Annotated in this window: 14 protein-coding genes and 1 pseudogene; 7 read left to right on the forward strand and 8 right to left on the reverse strand. The window is 72.1% G+C overall.

The annotated features are described in order from the left end of the window. Positions 1–6 precede the first annotated feature (6 nt). The 6 genes and pseudogenes from AS594_RS07510 to AS594_RS07535 all read left to right on the forward strand — a co-directional run bounded on the left by AS594_RS07510 (position 7) and on the right by AS594_RS07535 (position 8142). Entirely contained in the window at positions 7–726 is a 720-nt protein-coding gene (locus AS594_RS07510; RefSeq protein WP_069926240.1) for a class I SAM-dependent methyltransferase, read from the forward strand. After that, positions 723–4904 (forward strand): alpha-(1->3)-arabinofuranosyltransferase domain-containing protein, encoded by a 4182-nt coding sequence (locus AS594_RS07515; RefSeq protein ID WP_069933256.1) that lies wholly within the window; start codon positions 723–725, stop codon positions 4902–4904. Before AS594_RS07510 ends, AS594_RS07515 begins: the two co-directional genes overlap by 4 nt. Beyond that, positions 4901–6196 (forward strand): annotated as a pseudogene (locus AS594_RS07520) (condensation protein). Before AS594_RS07515 ends, AS594_RS07520 begins: the two are co-directional and overlap by 4 nt. Further along, positions 6193–6939, forward strand: a complete 747-nt coding sequence (locus AS594_RS07525) for a class I SAM-dependent methyltransferase (RefSeq protein ID WP_069933254.1) — start codon at positions 6193–6195, stop codon at positions 6937–6939. Before AS594_RS07520 ends, AS594_RS07525 begins: the two are co-directional and overlap by 4 nt. A 17-nt stretch (positions 6940–6956) precedes the next feature. After that, positions 6957–7880 (forward strand): hypothetical protein, encoded by a 924-nt coding sequence (locus tag AS594_RS07530; protein WP_069930332.1) that lies wholly within the window; start codon positions 6957–6959, stop codon positions 7878–7880. Further along, positions 7867–8142, forward strand: a complete 276-nt coding sequence (locus AS594_RS07535; RefSeq protein WP_069933253.1) for a Trm112 family protein — start codon at positions 7867–7869, stop codon at positions 8140–8142. Before AS594_RS07530 ends, AS594_RS07535 begins: the two co-directional genes overlap by 14 nt. A gap of 18 nt (positions 8143–8160) precedes the next feature. Here the strand turns inward: AS594_RS07535 and AS594_RS07540 are convergent, their stop codons facing one another. Then, the gene (locus AS594_RS07540) at positions 8161–9117 is read right to left on the reverse strand and encodes a fibronectin type III domain-containing protein (protein WP_420877887.1); all 957 of its coding nucleotides are present in this window, start codon (positions 9115–9117) and stop codon (positions 8161–8163) included. A gap of 166 nt (positions 9118–9283) precedes the next feature. Here AS594_RS07540 and AS594_RS07545 point away from each other — a divergent pair, with 166 nt between their 5' ends. Further along, positions 9284–9994 (forward strand): hypothetical protein, encoded by a 711-nt coding sequence (locus AS594_RS07545; RefSeq protein ID WP_069933251.1) that lies wholly within the window; start codon positions 9284–9286, stop codon positions 9992–9994. Between the two features lie 36 nt (positions 9995–10030). On the opposite strand, the gene AS594_RS07550 is transcribed toward AS594_RS07545, so the two are convergent. From AS594_RS07550 to uraD, 7 genes are all read right to left on the reverse strand, one after another. Continuing rightward, positions 10031–10717 carry an alpha/beta fold hydrolase gene (locus AS594_RS07550; protein WP_069933250.1) on the reverse strand — a complete coding sequence of 229 codons (687 nt, stop codon included), beginning with the start codon at positions 10715–10717 and terminating at the stop codon, positions 10031–10033. Positions 10718–10875: 158 nt separating this feature from the next. Beyond that, positions 10876–12318 (reverse strand): nucleobase:cation symporter-2 family protein, encoded by a 1443-nt coding sequence (locus tag AS594_RS07555; protein ID WP_069933249.1) that lies wholly within the window; start codon positions 12316–12318, stop codon positions 10876–10878. 307 nt (positions 12319–12625) lie between these two features. Beyond that, the gene (locus AS594_RS07560; RefSeq protein ID WP_069926249.1) at positions 12626–14011 is read right to left on the reverse strand and encodes an 8-oxoguanine deaminase; all 1386 of its coding nucleotides are present in this window, start codon (positions 14009–14011) and stop codon (positions 12626–12628) included. A gap of 39 nt (positions 14012–14050) precedes the next feature. Next, on the reverse strand, positions 14051–14530 hold the full coding sequence (locus AS594_RS47885; RefSeq protein ID WP_069933248.1) for a hypothetical protein: 480 nt from the start codon (positions 14528–14530) through the stop codon (positions 14051–14053). Between the two features lie 249 nt (positions 14531–14779). Next, entirely contained in the window at positions 14780–15703 is a 924-nt protein-coding gene (gene pucL / locus AS594_RS07570; protein ID WP_069933247.1) for a factor-independent urate hydroxylase, read from the reverse strand. 7 nt (positions 15704–15710) lie between these two features. After that, positions 15711–16115 (reverse strand): hydroxyisourate hydrolase, encoded by a 405-nt coding sequence (uraH, locus tag AS594_RS07575; protein ID WP_069926252.1) that lies wholly within the window; start codon positions 16113–16115, stop codon positions 15711–15713. Then, complete coding sequence (uraD, locus tag AS594_RS07580; protein ID WP_069926253.1) at positions 16115–16636, reverse strand: 2-oxo-4-hydroxy-4-carboxy-5-ureidoimidazoline decarboxylase; 522 nt, start codon at positions 16634–16636, stop codon at positions 16115–16117. The genes uraH and uraD overlap by 1 nt, the downstream gene beginning before the upstream one ends. Positions 16637–16760: the final 124 nt, after the last annotated feature.

Consider the following 16760-nt stretch of genomic DNA (forward strand, 5'->3'; position numbering starts at 1 on the left):
CCACCGGTGAAGGACCCCTCCCTCCGCAGGTCCGTCACCCTCTTCCGGGCCTTCCTGAACGAGCAGACCGATCCCGACGCCTGCTACTCGCTGCTGGCCCGTGACGCCGCCGACCAGCTGGAGCGGTACGGCCCGCTGGCCGGCCGGACCGTCGTCGACATCGGCGGCGGCAGCGGCCACTTCACCGAGGAGTTCCGCCGGCGAGGGGCACACAGCTACCTGTTCGAACCGGACGTACGGGAACTCGGCGTCCGCAGGACCCGGGGCACCGTACTGGCCGACGGCTATCTGCTGCCCCTCGCGGACGGAGCGGCGGACATCAGCTTCTCCTCCAACGTCCTTGAGCACGTCGAGGACCCGGGGACCTTCCTGAGCGAGCTGATCCGCGTGACCGCGCCCGGCGGCCTGATCTATGTCTCGTTCACCAACTGGTATTCCCCCTGGGGCGGCCACGAGTGGGCGCCCTGGCACTACCTGGGCGCCGAACGGGGCCGCCGCCGCTACGAGCGCCGCACCGGCCGCAGTGCCAAGCACACCGTCGGCGAGAACCTCTTCCCGATCCACATCGGCACCACCCTGCGCCAGGTGCGTACGCGCGCCGACGTCGAGCTGGTGACCGCCCGGGCCCGCTACTGGCCGTTCCTCCCCGCTGTCGTACCGAAGATCCCCCTGCTGCGCGAGTTCGCCACCTGGAATCTCCTCCTCATCCTCCGGCGGTGTCCATGACGACCACCCTCCAGGCACCACCCAGGACACCACCGCCGCCGCCCGCCGCCGGTCCACCTGCCGGACCGCGCTCGCGCCGCTGGCTGTTCGGCTTCTGGGCGGCCACCCTCATCGCCTTCCTGGCGGCGGCGCCGGGCAGGATGACGTTCGAGACGAAACTCGGCGTGGCACTGGACCCGTTCCGGTTCCTCTCGGACCTGGGCGAGCTGTGGCACAGCAGGGCGGGCTTCGGCGGGATCTTCGACCAGTACGTCGGCTACGCCTTCCCGATGCTGCCGTTCTACGCACTGGCCGACCTGGCGCATCTGCCCGTCTGGCTCGCGGAGCGCCTGTGGCTCTCGATCGTCGTGACCACGGCCTTCTGGGGCGCGCTGCGCCTGGCGGAGCGCCTGGGCGCCGGTTCGCCCGCCACCCGCCTCGCCGGAGCGGCTGCGTACGCCCTGTGGCCGACGTTCACGATCGTCGTCGGCTCGACCTCGGCGGCCGCACTGCCGGGAGCGCTCCTGCCCTGGGTCCTGCTGCCGCTCACCGACCCCCGCACCACGGCCCGCGTCGCCGCGCTCCGGTCGGCGCTGGTGATCCCGTGCATGGGCGGAGTGAACGCGGCCTCGACGCTGGCGGCTCTCCTCCCGGTGGCGCTCTACCTCCTCTCCCGCCCGCCCACCCCTCGCCGCCGCGCGCTGATCGCCTGGTGGGTCCCCGGAGTCCTGCTGGCCACCGCCTGGTGGGTGGTCCCCCTCCTGCTCCTCGGCATACACGGCGAGAACTTCCTGCCGTACGTCGAGCAGGCGGAGACCACGACGGCCACCATGTCGGCCACGGAGCTGCTGCGTGGCGCCGGCAACTGGACGGCGTACCTGCACTTCGGTGAGGCGTGGCTGCCCGCCGGCTGGACGGTGGCCACCTCGGTCCCCGTCATCCTCGGCTCGGCCCTCGCCGCCGCGCTGGGTCTCGCGGGCCTGGCCCGCCGGGACATGCCGGAGCGGCGCTGGCTGCTCCTGGTCACCCTCTCGGTTACCGCCGTCACCCTCGCCGGGTACGGCGGCTCGCTGGGCGGCCCCTTCCACGGAACGGTCCAGGACTGGCTGAACGGCCCTCTGGTCCCCTTCCGCAACATCTACAAGTTCCAGCCCGGACTGGATCTGGTGCTGGTCCTGGGTCTGACGCACATCACGGCGACCACCCGCCCGCGGGTCCGCCGCGCGGTCCCCCTGCTCACGACGCTGCTCGTGCTCCCCGCCCTCGCCCTGCCCTACCTCAACGGCGACATCCTCCAGCCGGGTTCCTTCACGAAGCTCCCCGCCCACTGGAAGGCGACGGCCGGCTGGCTGAAGCAGTACTCGCCCGACAGCCGCGCCCTGGTGGTGCCGGCCACCGCGCACGGGACTTACACCTGGGGCTCCACCATCGACCAGCCGCTCGACGTACTCGCCGAGACCCGCTGGGCGCAGCGCGACTACGTGCCGTTCGGCACGCCCGGCAACCGCCGCGCCATGGACGCGGTGGAGCAGGCCCTCACCACCGGTGCTCAAGTCCCCGGCCTGAGCGACTACCTGGGCCGCGCGGGCCTGCACTACGTCGTCGTACGCAACGACCTCGACCCGGACCAGCTCGGATACCTGCCCCCGCAGACCGTGAAGCGCACGCTGGAGGAGTCCGGCTACCGCCGGGTGACGGGCTTCGGCCCGGTGCTCACGGGCGGCCGTATCCCGGACGACACACCCGTGCAGATCGAGGGCCTCTACCCGCGCCTGCAAGCGGTGGAGATCTACGAGCCGCCCGCCGCGGCGAAGCGCCCCGGCAGGGCGGACATCAGCCCGGTGGCCGACACCGCCATCGTCAGCGGAGGGCCGGAAGCACTCCTGCGCCTCTCGGCCGACCCGACCGTGCGCAGGCGTCCCGCCGTGCTCACCGGCGACAGCCACCCGGGTCTCGGCGACCCGGCGCTACGGGCGAGCGCCGACGGGCTGCGCCGCGCCGACACGCGCTTCGGCCTGGTGAACTCCAATACGTCGTACACGTACACGGCCACCGAGAAGAACCACCCGGAGAGCCTCCAGGACCCGGGCCGCGAGCCCCGCCAGATCCTGCCGACCCACGGCACGGAGCACCAGACGACGGCGGTGCTGCGCGGCGCGGAGTCGGTGACGGCGTCGAGCAGCGGGAACTGGCTGTTCCACCTGCCGCAGTACGACCCGGTGAACGCCTTCGACGGGAATCCCGACACGGCGTGGACGGAAGGCAGCGCGGCGCAGCCGACCGGCGAGTGGCTGCGCATCGCGTTCGCCTCCCGCACCGACGTCCCCTCCCAGATCCGCGTCACACCGCTGCCGTCCGACGGGGTGCGGGCGGCGCCCACAGCCGTACGGGTGGAAACGGACAACGGAACCAGGACGAGCCCCCTCCACCCCGACGGCTCGCCCCAGCAGATCAGCGCACCACCGGGGAAGGCCACGTACCTCAAACTGACCATCACCAGCGCCCAGCAGGGCCGCCCCGGCCTGATGGGCGCGGGCTTCACCGCCGTCGACATCCCCGGCGTCCAGGTGACCCGGCTCCTCTCGCTGCCCCGGGACGCGGACCCCGACCTGATCTCCCTGCACCGGGGCAGCGACCCGGGCGGCCTCTCGCCGGTGTCGGCGGAGGTGGGTCTGCACCGCCAGTTCTCGACGGCCACGAAGGGAACGTACGCGCTGCGGGCGACGGCCCTGCCCGTACCGGGCGACAAGCTGGACGAACTCCTCTACAGCCTCGCCCCCGAACAGCGCCGCCGCCTGACCGCCACGGCCGACTCGACCTCCCGGCTGGGCGCGTCCCTCACCCCGCGCAACCTGGTCGACGGCGACCTGACCACGGCCTGGATCGCCGGCGCCGATCCCACCCTGCACCTGCGCTGGCCGGGGAAGCGCCCCATCGGCGAGATCGTCTTCGCCCCGGCCGGCGGCCTGTCCACCCGCCCGGAACAGGTGGAGATCAGCTCGCCCGACGGAGCCACGACGGCCTCGGTGGACGAGAACGGCCTGGCCCGCTTCGAACCGATCAACACGGACCGGCTCGACATCAGGATCACCCGCTCGGCGCCGCTCACGGTCCACAACCCGGTGGCGGACGGTGAGATGCAGCTCCCGGTGGGCCTGAGCGAGGTGTACGTACCGGCGCTGGAGGACTTCCGGGTCCCGCAGCCCGACCCGTCCCGGACCTTCCGGCTGCCCTGCGGCCAGGGCCCGGTCCTCGCCATCGACGGCACGCTCCACGCCACCTCGGCCGAGGGAAAGCTGAGCGACCTGACAGAGCGCCGCCCGGTCGAGGTCTCGCTCTGCGCGGGACCCCAGCGCGACGGCAGGGCAAGCCTGTCCGCCGGCACGCACCGCGTGGAAGCGGGCGACCAGGGCCCGCTGGCCCTGACCGACATCACGCTCACCAGGAACAAGGCCGCACCCCCGGCGAAGCAGTCCCGCGAGCTGACCGTCCAGGACGCCGCGGGCGACCGCCGGTCCCTGAAGGTGGGCCCCGGGGAAGCGTCGTACCTCCAGACGTACGAGAACGCGAACGCGGGCTGGCAGGCCACGCTCAACGGCCGGAAACTGCCGTCGGTACGACTCGACGGCTGGCAGCAGGGCTGGCTGATCCCGGAGGGCGCGGGCGGCACCGTGCGGATGGAGTACGCACCCGCGCGCGTGTACGAGGCGGGCCTGATAGGCGGCGCGCTGGCCCTGACCACCCTGGTGGCACTGGCCCTGTACCGCCGCCGCACCCCCGCACCATCACCGGACACACCACTCACCGAACCGGCGGCGCCGGCGCCGGGCGCGATCCTCGGGCTGGCGGCCCCGGCCCTCGTACTGGCCGTAGTGGCGGGCCCGTTGGTCCTGCTGGTGCCACTTCTGGCCCTGGTGGCCCACTTCCGCCCCAAGATCCTCCCGCCCGCGGCGCTGCTGGCGATGACGGCGGCGGGCGTCGCGGCGGCCCTGGACGCGGGGGCGCCCGCCGCCGCCTCCGAGGGCACGTTCGGCCCCGCGGCGCAGCTCCTGGCCCTGACGGCGCTGACAGCGGCCCTGGTGACGACCGCGCGCGCCCGGAACGTCCGCGGCGCCGCCCCGGAGCCCCCGCCACCCGCAACCCCGGCAACCGGTACCCCGGGCCAAGAACCCGGCCCCGGCGAGGAGAAGGCAAAGTGACCGCGCTTCAGCATCCCGCCCGCCCCGGCGGACAGCCCCGCCGCGTGCCCTTCACCGTCGTGGACGAGGTCACCCGCCACTGCCTGCACCCCCGGGTGCCCGAGACGGTGCACATCGAGGTGCACCTGCCCGCCGCCCCGGACCCCGCACGCCTGCGCGCCGCCTTCAACGAGGCACTGCGGCGCCACCCCCGCATCCTGATGCGCGAGGCCCCGGGCCGCTGGTACCGGCGCCGGTACGAATGGGAGCTGACGCCGCACCCCGACACGGAAGTCGTCACGTTCCACCGCCCCACCCCCCAGGCGCTCACGGACTCCCGGACCCGCGCGCTCTCCCTCGCACCCCGCTCGCCCTGTCCCCACCCGTACGCCTGGAGGTCATCGACCGGGTGCTCCTCCTCACCATCAACCACACCGCCCTCGACGGCCCGGCCTGCCTCCGCGTCCTGGCCACCGCCGCCGAGCTCTACGGCGGCCGGGACAACTCCCCCGCCACCGGCGCCCCCCCGCGCCCCCGCGCCGCACACCTCCCAGGACCGCCCGGCCCCGGCCCCCCGCCCCGGCTTCGCCCCGGTGGCGCGCGTGGCGCGGGGCACACCGAACTCGGCCGCCCCCAACGGCATGCTGACGGCCGAGCTGCCGCTCCCGACCCGGCCGCGCGGCGCCCCGTACACGGTCAACGACCAGCTCATGGTCGCGACGGCCCGCACGATCGCCGCCTGGAACCGCGAGCACGGCAGCCCGCCCCGGCCCATGCGGATCACGATGCCGGTGGACGACCGGTCGAGGGGCCTGGACATGCCCATAGGCAACGGGACCCGCCTGGTGGAGGTGCCGTTCGCCCCGGAAGAGCTGACCACGTCGACGGACGTCCGGGAACTCCTGCGCCGCACGGCGCTGCGCACGCGCACCCTGAAGGCGCTCCCGCGTCCCCAACTGGGCCACGGCGCGGCCCTGCTCACCGCCCCCGTGCTCCCCGTGGCGCTACGGGCGGCGGTCACCCGCGCGCTGCGCCGGACAGCGGCGCCGTGGACGTCGACGACGCTCCTCAGCAACATCGGCCGGGTCCCGTACCCCCTGGACTTCGGCGAAGGCACGGGCCGGGCGACGGCGGTGTGGTTCTCGGCCCCGGCCCGCATGCCGCGCGGCCTCACGGTCACCACGGCCAGCACGGCCGGCCGCCTGCATCTGGCGCTGCGCTGGTCGGGCGCGCTGCTGGGCGCGGCGGACGGCGAACGCCTGCGGGACCTCTTCGCGGAGTACCTGGAGGCAGCATCCGGAGAACCCGCATGACACCACCCACGCCCACACCGGTCACCCCGCCCACCCTCCAGGACTTCTACGAGAACCCCGCGGTCCCGGTGGCCTCCGGTACCCCGCGCACCCTTCGCCAGGCCCGCATCCTGGCCGCCGCGCTGCCCCGGCCGGGAGCGACCGTCCTGGACATCGGCTGCGGCGACGGCACGGCGGCCGCCACCGCCGCGCCGCTGCTGCGCGGCCACCGCGTCATCGGCGTCGACTGGTCGCAGGACGCCCTGCGCCGCGCCTCCGCACACCTCCCCCACGTCGTGAGGGGCGAACTGTCCGACAACGGGCTGCCCTTCGCCACCGGCGCGGCGGACGCGATCCTCTTCAGCGAGGTCATAGAGCACCTGGTGGACCCGGACAGCGCCCTCGACGAGCTGCGCCGCGTCCTGCCTCCCGGCGGCCACCTCATGCTCTCCACCCCCAACCTCGCCGCCTGGTACAACCGCGCCCTGCTGCTCGCCGGCACCCAGCCCGTCTTCTCGGAGGTGAGCCTGCGCGCGATCCACGGCCGCCCCGGCACCGAGGTGGTGGGCCACCTGCGCCTCTACACGGCCCGCGCACTGCGCGAGTTCCTCACCGCGTCCGGCTTCGACGTCGTGCGGATCACCGGCGCCCCCTTCCACGGCGTCCCTCGCCCCCTGCGCCCCCTGGACCGGCTCATGGCCTCCGCCGCCCCGTCCGCGGCCTCGATCCTGCTGGCGCACGCCCGCCGCCGGGCCGGGGCCTGAGCGGCATGTGGTGGGGGGTGGCAGCCGCTCTGCTGGCGAACGTCCTCTACAGCGCGGGCTTCGTGCTCCAGAAGCGCGCCCTGGCAGGGCTCCCGTCCCTGAACGTACGCCGCCCCGCCCACCTGCTGCGCCACCTCCTGGGCAGCCCGCTGTGGATCGGCGGCTCACTGGCCCTGGCCGGCGGCTTCGCGGCGCAGCTCATCGTGTACAGGACGCTCCCCATGGCGGCGGCCCAGGCCCTGTTCGTATCCGGTCTGGTCCTCCTGCTCCTCTTCTCCAACCGCTACCTGGGCGAACGCACATCGGCCCGCGAGCGCTACGCGCTGGCCACCGTCCTGGTGGCCCTCCTCATGGTGGTCGCCTCCCTGCGCCAGAGCACGGACAGCGTCGGCCACAGCTCCCCGTTCGCCCTGATCGCGCTGCTCAGCGGCGTCTCGCTCGCCGCCGGCCTCGGCCTGTACACCGCCACCGAACGCCGCACCGCCCACCGCCGACGCCACCGCCACCGCGCGCCCACCTCGAACGGCGTCGAGTACGGCGTGGCCGTCGGCTTCGTCTACGGCGTGAGCTCCCTCGCCATCAAGGGAGTCTCGGCCCACCTGACCACAGCCACCCTCCGGGACCCGTCGGCAGCCGCGGTCGCCCTGCTCACGAGCCCGTACCCGTACCTCCTGCTGATCACGGGAGCGACCGGCCTGCTGCTGTCCCAGACGGCGCTGCAACGCTGCCGTGCCTCACTGATCGTCCCCGTGTGCACGACGACGTCCTGCCTGTACACGGCGGTTGTCGGCACCTTCGCCTTCGGCGAGTCCCTCCCCGACGACCCGCTGCGCCTGACGCTGCGCCTGGCCGGCGCCGTCCTCGCGGTGGCCGTTCTCCTGACCCTCACGACGCACCAGCAGACCGCCGACACCCAGGAGCTGAGCCATGAACCCCGATGACCCCCTGCTGAAGATCCTGGCCTGCCCGCTCGACAAGGGGCCGCTCACCCTCCTGGACCCCGGGGACGCCCTTTACAACCCCCGTCTGCGGCGCCGCTATCCGATCGTCGACGGCATCCCCCAGTTGCTCCCCTCCTCGGGCGAACAGGTCCCGGAGGCCGAGCACCAGCGCCTCAGCCACCCGGGAAAGTCGGTGAACCCGGCGGAATCAGGGCAGGCAGGGCAGCCGGCCGCACCGGACCCCCGGCCCACGCCCGAATGAGCGGCGCCGCCCGGCCGCTCAGCGCGTCACCAGGGTCCGCTGCGCCGAGAAGTCGCCCCACTTCCCGTCCGGGAGCTTGGCGCGCAGCTTGACGCTGTAGCGCGTGCCGGGCGGCTCGCCCACCGTGAAGTGGTACGTCGCCGTACCCGCCGGCGGGTCCCCGCCCCACACGATCGTCGTGGCCAACTCGCCGTCGATGAAGAGCTGGTGCTCCCGGACCTCGCCGCCGCGCCCCACCCGCGGCGGCGTCCACTCCAGCTCGATCCCGCGCGCCCCGTCCTTCGTACGTGCCGTGGCCCGCAGATCCCGGGGAGCGGTGGACGGCCCCTCGCCCCGGCCCGGCGCGGTGGTCAGGTCGAGCGGGGCGCTGTCCCCGGAGGAGTTCTCGGCGGCGTCCCGCGCCCGGACGGTGAAGGTGTAGACGGTCCCGGGCCGCAGCCCGGTGATCCGGGCCGTGGTGGCGGTACCGCGCACGCTGTGGATGCGGGAGTCCTCCTGGTAGATGTCGTACGAGGTGACGGCCGTGTCGTCGGTGGCCCGCCGCCAGGACAGACCGACCGCGCCGTCCCCCTCGACCCGCCCCCGCAGCCCGCCGGGCACGGAGGGCGCCTTCCGGTCGTCCGGCGTGGGGGCCGGGGTCGTGACGGGGACGGCGTCACTGGGCGCCGAGAGATTGCCCGCCGCGTCCCGCGCCCGGACGGTAAAGGTGTACGCCGTCGAGGGAGTGAGCCGGTCGATGTCGGTCATGTTCCGCTCACCGGTGACGGCCTCGACCCGGGCGCCGTCCTCGTACACCTCGTAACCGGCGACCGCCTCGTTGTCCGTCGACCGGTCCCACATCACATGGACCGACGTGGCGCTGCCCGCCTGGGCCGTCACCCCGCCGGGCGAGGTGGGTTTCTCGGTGTCGCGGTCCGGTGGCGCCCCGGCGCACCCGGCGGCGGTGAGCACGAGAACAGCGGCAGAACAGGTCAACACGGCGCAGACGGTGGGGCGTTGCACAGTCGGACCCTCCCGGTGAAGGCATTGGTCCAGACCTGTATGCCACGACTGGCGACGCCCGGCAAGAGCGCGCACCGGCCCCGCTATTAGGCTGACGCCCCAGAACGGAACGGACCACACGAAAACGGGGGCCGCCCGAATGGCGATCACGTACAGAATGCTCGACCCCCGCAGCCACACCGGGCGCGGCCGCGACAGGTCGATCGGCGTCAAGCCCGGCGCACCGGTCATGGTCGTCGCCGACGACGGCACGCCGCAGGGCCCGCGTCCGGTGGCACACCTGCTGCGCAACACCGCCGCCGGCGGCCCGAACGCGTACCTCCCGGGCGCCCGGGAGATCCTCCTGTACGGCGACGACCGGTGCCGCGAACTCCTCGCCACGGTCACCACGGAACACGGCACGGGCTTCGGATTCGGCGGCCCGCGCTTCGCCTACCGGGTGGTGGACCCGGACGGTACGCCCATCGGCCGCATCTCGCTGCGGCGCGGCCGCGTCTTCCGGATCGGCCGTTCCCACTGGACCATGGAGCAGACGGGCAAGCCCCCGGTACGCGGCTCGGCCGGCCGCCTGATGTGGTGGGCGCTGTGGTGGACGGTGCTGCTGCCCGTCAACGTCGCGCTGCTCGTCGCCGCCTTCACCGGCATCGCGCAGGACCCGGTCACGACCCCGCGCCGCATCGTGTGGCGCGACGGGGCGGGCCGGGCCGTGATGTCGTTCCGCGGGCTGGCGGGCGACTACCGCGTACTGCGGGACGACTGGGACCCCCGGTTGGTGGCCTCACTGGTGGCGATCCATCAGACGTACGTCTCGATCGCCATCAGCGACAGCACGGACTGGTACCACCGCTGACAGCGGCGGCGCGACCCCGCCCGGCACCGGCCGGCGTCAGCTGGTCATGAACTCGGTGACCTCGTGGGCGAAGGGGCGCGGCCGTTCCTCGTGCAGGTAATGGCCGGCCGGGATGGTGATCAGCCGGCAGTCGGGGATGAGCGCGGCCATGTCCTGCATCCGGTCCTGGGGCATGGAGCTGTCGGGACCACCGGTGATAATCATGGTGGGCGCGACGATCTCGCCGAGGCTCTCGGCCCAGTCCGGGTCGGGGTCGGCGAGCTGGCGGGTGATGGCCGCCGCGACGGGCCAGTCGTAGTCCAGCGGCTCGTCGGGGCGCACGTCCGCGACCTCCGTCCCGCCGGGGAACGGCGGCGGGGTCTCCTCCAGGACGAGCCGCTCCACGCGGTCCGAGTTGTCCTGGGCCAGCAGGCGGGCGACGACTCCGCCCATACCGTGGCCGACCACACCGACCCGGTCCAGTTCCAGCTCGTCGAGGAAGCCGAGGACGTCGTCCCGCATGAGCTCGACGGAGTACTCGTCGGGCCAGTCGCTCTCGCCGTGCCCGCGCAGGTCGATCGCGTAGACCCGCCATTCCTCGCCGAGCGCCTGCCCGGCCTCTTCCCAGCTCGCCGACGACGAGCCCAGTCCGTGCAGGAGCACGACCGGCGCCCCGTACGAATCGCCCCAGGTCCGATAGGCCAGGCGTACGTCGCCGACATCAACTACAGAGTGCTCACCCATGCCCCCGACGCTACAGGCCGGGGCGGCGCGCGCCGACCGCGCGGGTGCCTGACCTCGCGAAAGACCCCCGCCCGCCGACGGGGGGGGCCGATCGGCGGGCGGGGGTCGTCGGCGGGCGGAACCGCGGTTGGGTGGGCGGCCGCGGTCAGTGGCTGCGGTCAGTGGGCCGCTGCCGGGATCTGGTCCGGGATCTCCGGCTGCGTCGCGTTCTCGTCCTGGCCGCCCTTCCCGCCCAGGTGGTTGAAGGCCAGGTTGAGGACGATGGCCACCACACACCCGGTACTGATGCCCGAGTCGAGCACCACCAGCAGGTCCTCGGGGAACGCGTGGTAGAAGGTGGGCGCGGCGATCGGGATGAGGCCGATACCGAGGGCGGCGGCGACGATCAGGGCGTTCTCGCCCTTCTCCAGCGCGGCCGTGGCAAGGGTCTGGATGCCGCTGGCCGCGACCGTACCGAAGAGCACGATGCCGGCGCCGCCGAGGACCGGCAGCGGTACGAGAGCGATCACGGAGGCCAGCACCGGGCACAGGCCGAGCAGGATCAGGATGCCGCCGCCGGCGGCGACGACGAACCGGCTGCGGACCTTCGTCATCGCGACCAGGCCGATGTTCTGCGCGAAGGCGCTGCACATGAAGCCGTTGAAGAGCGGGCTGATCGCGCTGCCCAGGGTGTCGGCGCGCAGGCCGCCCTCGATCGTCTTCTCGTCGGCCGGGCGGCCGACGATCTTGCCGAGGGCGAGCATGTCGGCGGTCGACTCGGTCATGCACACCAGCATCACGATGCACATGGAGATGATCGCCGCGACCTCGAACTGCGGTGCGCCGAAGTGGAAGGGGGTCGGGAAGCCCACCAGGTCGGCGTTCTTGATGGCGTCGAAGTGGGTGATGCCCACCGGGATGGCGATGAGTGTGCCCGCGACGAGGCCCAGGAGGATCGCGATCTGCTGGAGGAAGCCGCGCAGCAGTTTCCGCAGGGCCAGCACGATCAGGAAGGTCAGGGCGGCCATGCCGATGTTGGTCATGGATCCGTAGTCGTCGGCCTGGGAGTTGCCGCCCTGGGACCAGTTGAAGGCGACCGGCAGCAGGGAGACACCGATCAGGGTGATCACGGTGCCGGTGACGACGGGCGGGAAGAAGCGGACGAGTTTACAGAAGTACGGGGCGGCGACGAAGCCCAGTACACCGGCGACGATGATCGCTCCGAAGATGATCGGTATCGCGTTGTCGCCCTCGCCCTTGCCGATGGCGATCATCGGGGTCACTCCGGCGAACGAGACGCCGTTGACGAAGGGGAGCTTGGCGCCGATCTTCCAGAACCCGAGGGTCTGGAGAAGGGTCGCTATGCCGGCGGTGAAGAGGCTGGCCCCCATGAGGAAGGCCGTCTCCGTGGCGTCGAGCCCCACCGCGGGGCCGACGATCATGGGTGGGGCGACCACACCGGCGTACATCGCGGCCACGTGCTGGAGGCCGCTGGTGAACATCTTGCCGGGGGGCAGCTTTTCGTCGACCGGGTGCTTCGGATCGGGGCCGGACGGGGGTCCGGACTCGGCGGGGTCGGATTCGGCGGATGCATCTTTGCGAAACCTGGGCTTGGCGGCCACGGCGGTTCCTCCGGTCGGTTACACGCCAGCGGGGACGTGGATGTCAGGGAGGTGGTGCGGAGTGGAGCGTTGAAGCAGGTGGTGCAGACGTGCATGACGCATGGGGGGTGTGTGCCGGGGGTGGCGGTGAAGCTGTGGGGTCTGTGGTGCCGCCGGTACCGGGCGGCGGCGTCCGGGCGTTGGTCACCGTCCCCGGGGGCGCTCGCACTTGGGCGCGCGCCCCCGGGCACAGCTGCCGTGGACCCCGCTCGGGTCCGCGGCCGCCGGCTGAGGGCCGTCCCCCTCAGCCGGACTTCCGGGGGGTTGATCAGCCCTGCGCAACGATCCGCGCGAGGCGCTGCGCCTCGGCCCGCGCGTCGCGGGCGATGGCGTCCTCGTCCACCGTGATCAGGCGGTTGTCCTCGACGACGGGCTTGCCGTTGACGAGCGACAGGGTGACCGGTGCCGCCGCGCCGAACACGATGGCGGTGACCGGGTCGGCGATGGTGGAGTGACCGAGACCGTCGATCTTCCACATCACCAGGTCGGCGAGCTTGCCGGCCTCCAGCGAACCGATCTGGTCGGCGCGGCCGAGCACCTGGGCTCCGCCGTACGTACCGAGGCGCAGCGCCTGGCGGGCGTTGAGCGCCGCTTCGCGGTGCGCGCCGAGGCGGTTGATGAGCAGGGCGTTGCGCAGCTCGGTGTGCAGCTCGCCCGACTCGTTGGACGCCGTGCCGTCGACGCCGAGACCGACCGGGACGCCGGCCTTCAGCATGTCGGGGACCCGGGCGATGCCTGCCGCGAGGCGGGCGTTGGAGGACGGGCAGTGGGCGACGCCCGTGCCCGTACGGGCGAAGGCGGCGATGTCGGAGTCGTTCATGTGGACGCAGTGGGCCATCCACACGTCGCTGCCGAGCCAGCCGGTCGACTCGAAGTAGTCGGTCGGGCCCATGCCGAACAGCTCCTTGCAGAACTGCTCCTCCTCGACCGTCTCGCTGCCGTGGGTGTGCAGGCGCACCCCGAGGCGGCGGGCCAGTTCGGCGCCCTGCTTCATCAGTTCGGTGGAGACCGAGAACGGCGAGCAGGGCGCGACGGCCACCTGCGTCATCGCGTCGAAGGAGGCGTCGTGGTGCTTCCTGACGGTCTCCTCGGTCGCGGTGAGCGCGCCTTCGAGGGTCTCGACCGCGAAGTCCGGCGGCAGGCCGCCGTCCTTCTCGCTGCGGTCCATGGAGCCGCGGGCAAGGGTGAACCGTACGCCCATGTCGGAGGCGGCCCCGATGACGGCGCCGGACAGGTCGCCCGAGCCCTTCGGGAAGACGTAGTGGTGGTCCATCGCGGTGGTGACACCGCCGCGGGCCATCATCGCCAGCGAGCCCTGCGCCGCCGCCTTCACCATGGCCTCGTCGATGCGCGCCCAGGTCGGGTACAGCGCGACCAGCCAGTTGAAGAGGTTGTGGTCGGTGGCCAGGCCGCGCGTGATCCACTGGTAGAAGTGGTGGTGCGTGTTGACCAGGCCGGGGGTGACCAGGTGGCCCGTGCCGTCGATACGGCGTACGACGTTGTCCAGGCCCTCGGGGGCCTTGCCGGCGCCGATCGACTCGATGCGGTTGCCGGCCACCACGACGTAACCCGAGGCGTACTCGGTGTCGTTGGCGTCGACGGTGGCGATGGCACAGTTCTCGATGATGGTGCGCGCGGCTGCCGATGCTGCCATGGTGCGTCCTTCTCTCAGTGATGTGGGCACGGCAGGACCCTAGGAGGATTTGAGTGCCGCAGCCGCGTGGCTCCGGGTGCCGAGGTGGTGAAAGAACAGGTGGTGGACCGCGGCCGGGGCTCCGGCGCTGATGGCGGAGCCGGGCACGGCCGGTGCCCGGACGAGGCACGCTCCACCGGCGACGGCGGCGTCGTACCGGCCGCGTACGCGGGTGAGCGTGACGGCGGCGACGTTACGGGCGAAGGCATGGGGGTGGCCGCCGATGAGCGGGCCCACGAGGGTCGCGGCGGGCTGCAGCGTCCGCCCCGGGGACAGCACCCGGCGGTCGCTGAGGGAATCGCGGACGGGCAGGACGGTGCCGGGCACGGGGTCACAGAACGAGGTCACGCCATCGCCCGCCCGCTTGTGGGCGGCGTCGCTGCCGGGGATGCTGACGCGGCGGCTGCGCGGGCGACTGTGCGGACAAGCGGGGTGCGGGACACCCGCCGCTGCCGGGACGCGGGGAACCAGGTCGTCCATGGCCGCCCGTGACGACCCGCCGGGCAGGAGCGCGCTCCCGCCCGTCGCCCGGGGAAGGCGCCGGCGCCCGCTCGGTACAGGGCGGAAAGTGGATGAGCGGCGCAGGCCGGCCGCGCGACCGGGGCCTGTGCTCACGGCGTGGACACAGGGGCCGTTGCCGGCCCGGCATGCAGGCGTTGCCATGGAGGTTCCCTCCGGTCCGGTGCGCCCCGCCCTGCCGCTGGGCGGACGGGGCGCACCGGTCCCGCGTCAGAGGTTGGTCATGTCGACCGGGATCTTCGGCTCGACGCCGTCCCGCAGGATGGTGGCCTCGATGAGGCCGTACGGGCGGTCGGCGGCGAAGTAGACCTCGTTGTCGTTCTTCAGCCCAAAGGGCTCGAGGTCGACCAGGAAGTGGTGGTTGTTCGGCAGCGAGAAGCGGATCTCGTCGATCTCGCTCCGGCTGTTGATGACGCGCGAACCCATCTGGTACAGGGTCTGCTGGAGCGAGAGGGAGTACGTCTCGGCGAAGGCCTCCAGCATGTGCTTCTTGGCCTGGGCGTACGACTTGTCCCAGTTCGGCATCCGGTCCTCGTCGTTGGTCCAGTTGTAGCGCCAGACGGAGGCGACGTCGGTGCACAGGATGCGGTCGTACGCCTCCTTGAGCGTCGTGTACCGGTCCTTGACGTAGCCCCAGAACTCCGAGTTGGTGGAGTTCATGACCGTGAGGTTCTTGAGGCCCGACAGGACCTCCCAGTTCTCACCGTCGAAGGTGATCTGCGTGGTGCGCAGCTCCTGGCCCTTGCGGACGAAGGAGTGGTTCACCTCGTCGGAGCCGATGAACTTGGAGTTGTTGTCCGAGGTCGCGATGCGGTCCCAGGCGTACTCCTCGATCCGGATCCGGGCGCGCTGGATCGGCTCCTGCGACGTTACGAAGTGACGGGCGAGGTGGATGCCGAACTGCTCGGCGGACTCGATGCCGTACTCCTTGGCGAACGCGTACACCGTGTTCTTGGTGGTGTCCGTCGGCAGGACGTTGGCGTTCGAGCCGGAGTAGTGCACGTCGTCCATGTCGCCGGAGAGGGCGACGGAGACGTTCAGGTCCTTGATGTGGTGGGTGTCGCCGTCCCGCGTGATCTTGACGACGCGGTTCTCTGCTTTGCCGTACTGGTTCTGGCCGAGAATCGTGGGCATGTCGGTGCTAGCTCCCTCGGTATACGGAGTAGCCGAACGGGTTGAGCAGCAGCGGTACGTGGAAGTGTTCGCCCGGTACGACGGCGAACGTGATCGCCACCTCCGGGAAGAACGCGCCGCTGTCCCTTACGCGGGGGGCGTCCTGCTGTGCCTCGGCTTGCTTCTTCGAACTGGGCTTGTTGGAGAAGTACGCCTCGGTCTCGAAGTCGAGACGTACGTGGGTCGTGCCTTCCGGCAGGGCCGGCAGGTCCTTGCAGCGCCCGTCCGCGTCGGTCGCGGACCCGCCGAGTACCACCCACTCGGCGTCACTGCCACTGCGGGCGGTGAGCGAGACGGCGACACCCGCGGCGGGGCGCCCGATGCTGGTGTCCAGGATGTGCGTGGACACCGAAGCAGTGGTCGCGGTGCTCATCAGTCGTTGTCCTCTTCGTACTCTTCTACGAGGCGGGTCAGCCGGATTCGGTTGATCTTCCCGAGTTCGGTGCGCACGATCTCACGCTCCGCATCGGCGGTGTTGCCGATCCGGTTCCGCATCGCGTCGCGCATCTGCTCACCGGTCGCACCGGTGGCGCAGATCAGAAAGACATGTCCGAACTTCTCCTGGTAGGCCAGGTTCAGTTCGAGCATCTCGGCTTTCAGTTCCTCGGACGCTCCGGCCATCCCCCGCTGTTCGCGGGAGGAGGTCGGGTCACCGGGCTTCGGCCGGCCGATCGGCGGGTGGCCCGCCATCGCCTCGGCCAGATCCTCCGCGGTCAGTTCCGCCATGGCGGCGTCACTGGCGAGGAAGAGGGCTTCGGCGTTGGCGTACGGGCGCTGGGCGAGCATCTTGCTCCCCCACGCCGAGTTGGCGCACACCTCGTGCAGCGCGGCCGTGGCCTCGCTGTCCGCCGAGGTGTTGAACCGGGCGAGGCCCGGTGTCGAACCTGAAGTCACGGGAGCCTCCGTGGCGTGCTGGACGGGCTGCGCATAGCTAACGCCCTCACGAACAGCTCGTCAACACTTTGTTGAAATCTCGCGAACGCAAAAGCCGCCGACCCGTTGTCCGGACGGCGGCCCC

This window comes from Streptomyces agglomeratus (genome assembly GCF_001746415.1).
In the GTDB taxonomy this organism is placed as follows: Bacteria; Actinomycetota; Actinomycetes; order Streptomycetales; family Streptomycetaceae; genus Streptomyces; species Streptomyces agglomeratus.

Bases quoted from the DNA above. Each gene is read 5' to 3' on its own strand.
- AS594_RS07525 (WP_069933254.1), top strand. From the start codon at position 6,193: ATGACACCACCCACGCCCACACCGGTCACCCCGCCCACCCTCCAGGAC.
- AS594_RS07545 (WP_069933251.1), top strand. From the start codon at position 9,284: ATGGCGATCACGTACAGAATGCTCGACCCCCGCAGCCACACCGGGCGC.
- uraH (WP_069926252.1), bottom strand. From the start codon at position 16,115: ATGAGCACCGCGACCACTGCTTCGGTGTCCACGCACATCCTGGACACC.
- AS594_RS07515 (WP_069933256.1), top strand. From the start codon at position 723: ATGACGACCACCCTCCAGGCACCACCCAGGACACCACCGCCGCCGCCC.
- AS594_RS47885 (WP_069933248.1), bottom strand. From the start codon at position 14,530: ATGGACGACCTGGTTCCCCGCGTCCCGGCAGCGGCGGGTGTCCCGCAC.
- pucL (WP_069933247.1), bottom strand. From the start codon at position 15,703: ATGCCCACGATTCTCGGCCAGAACCAGTACGGCAAAGCAGAGAACCGC.
- AS594_RS07535 (WP_069933253.1), top strand. From the start codon at position 7,867: ATGAACCCCGATGACCCCCTGCTGAAGATCCTGGCCTGCCCGCTCGAC.
- AS594_RS07560 (WP_069926249.1), bottom strand. From the start codon at position 14,011: ATGGCAGCATCGGCAGCCGCGCGCACCATCATCGAGAACTGTGCCATC.
- AS594_RS07550 (WP_069933250.1), bottom strand. From the start codon at position 10,717: ATGGGTGAGCACTCTGTAGTTGATGTCGGCGACGTACGCCTGGCCTAT.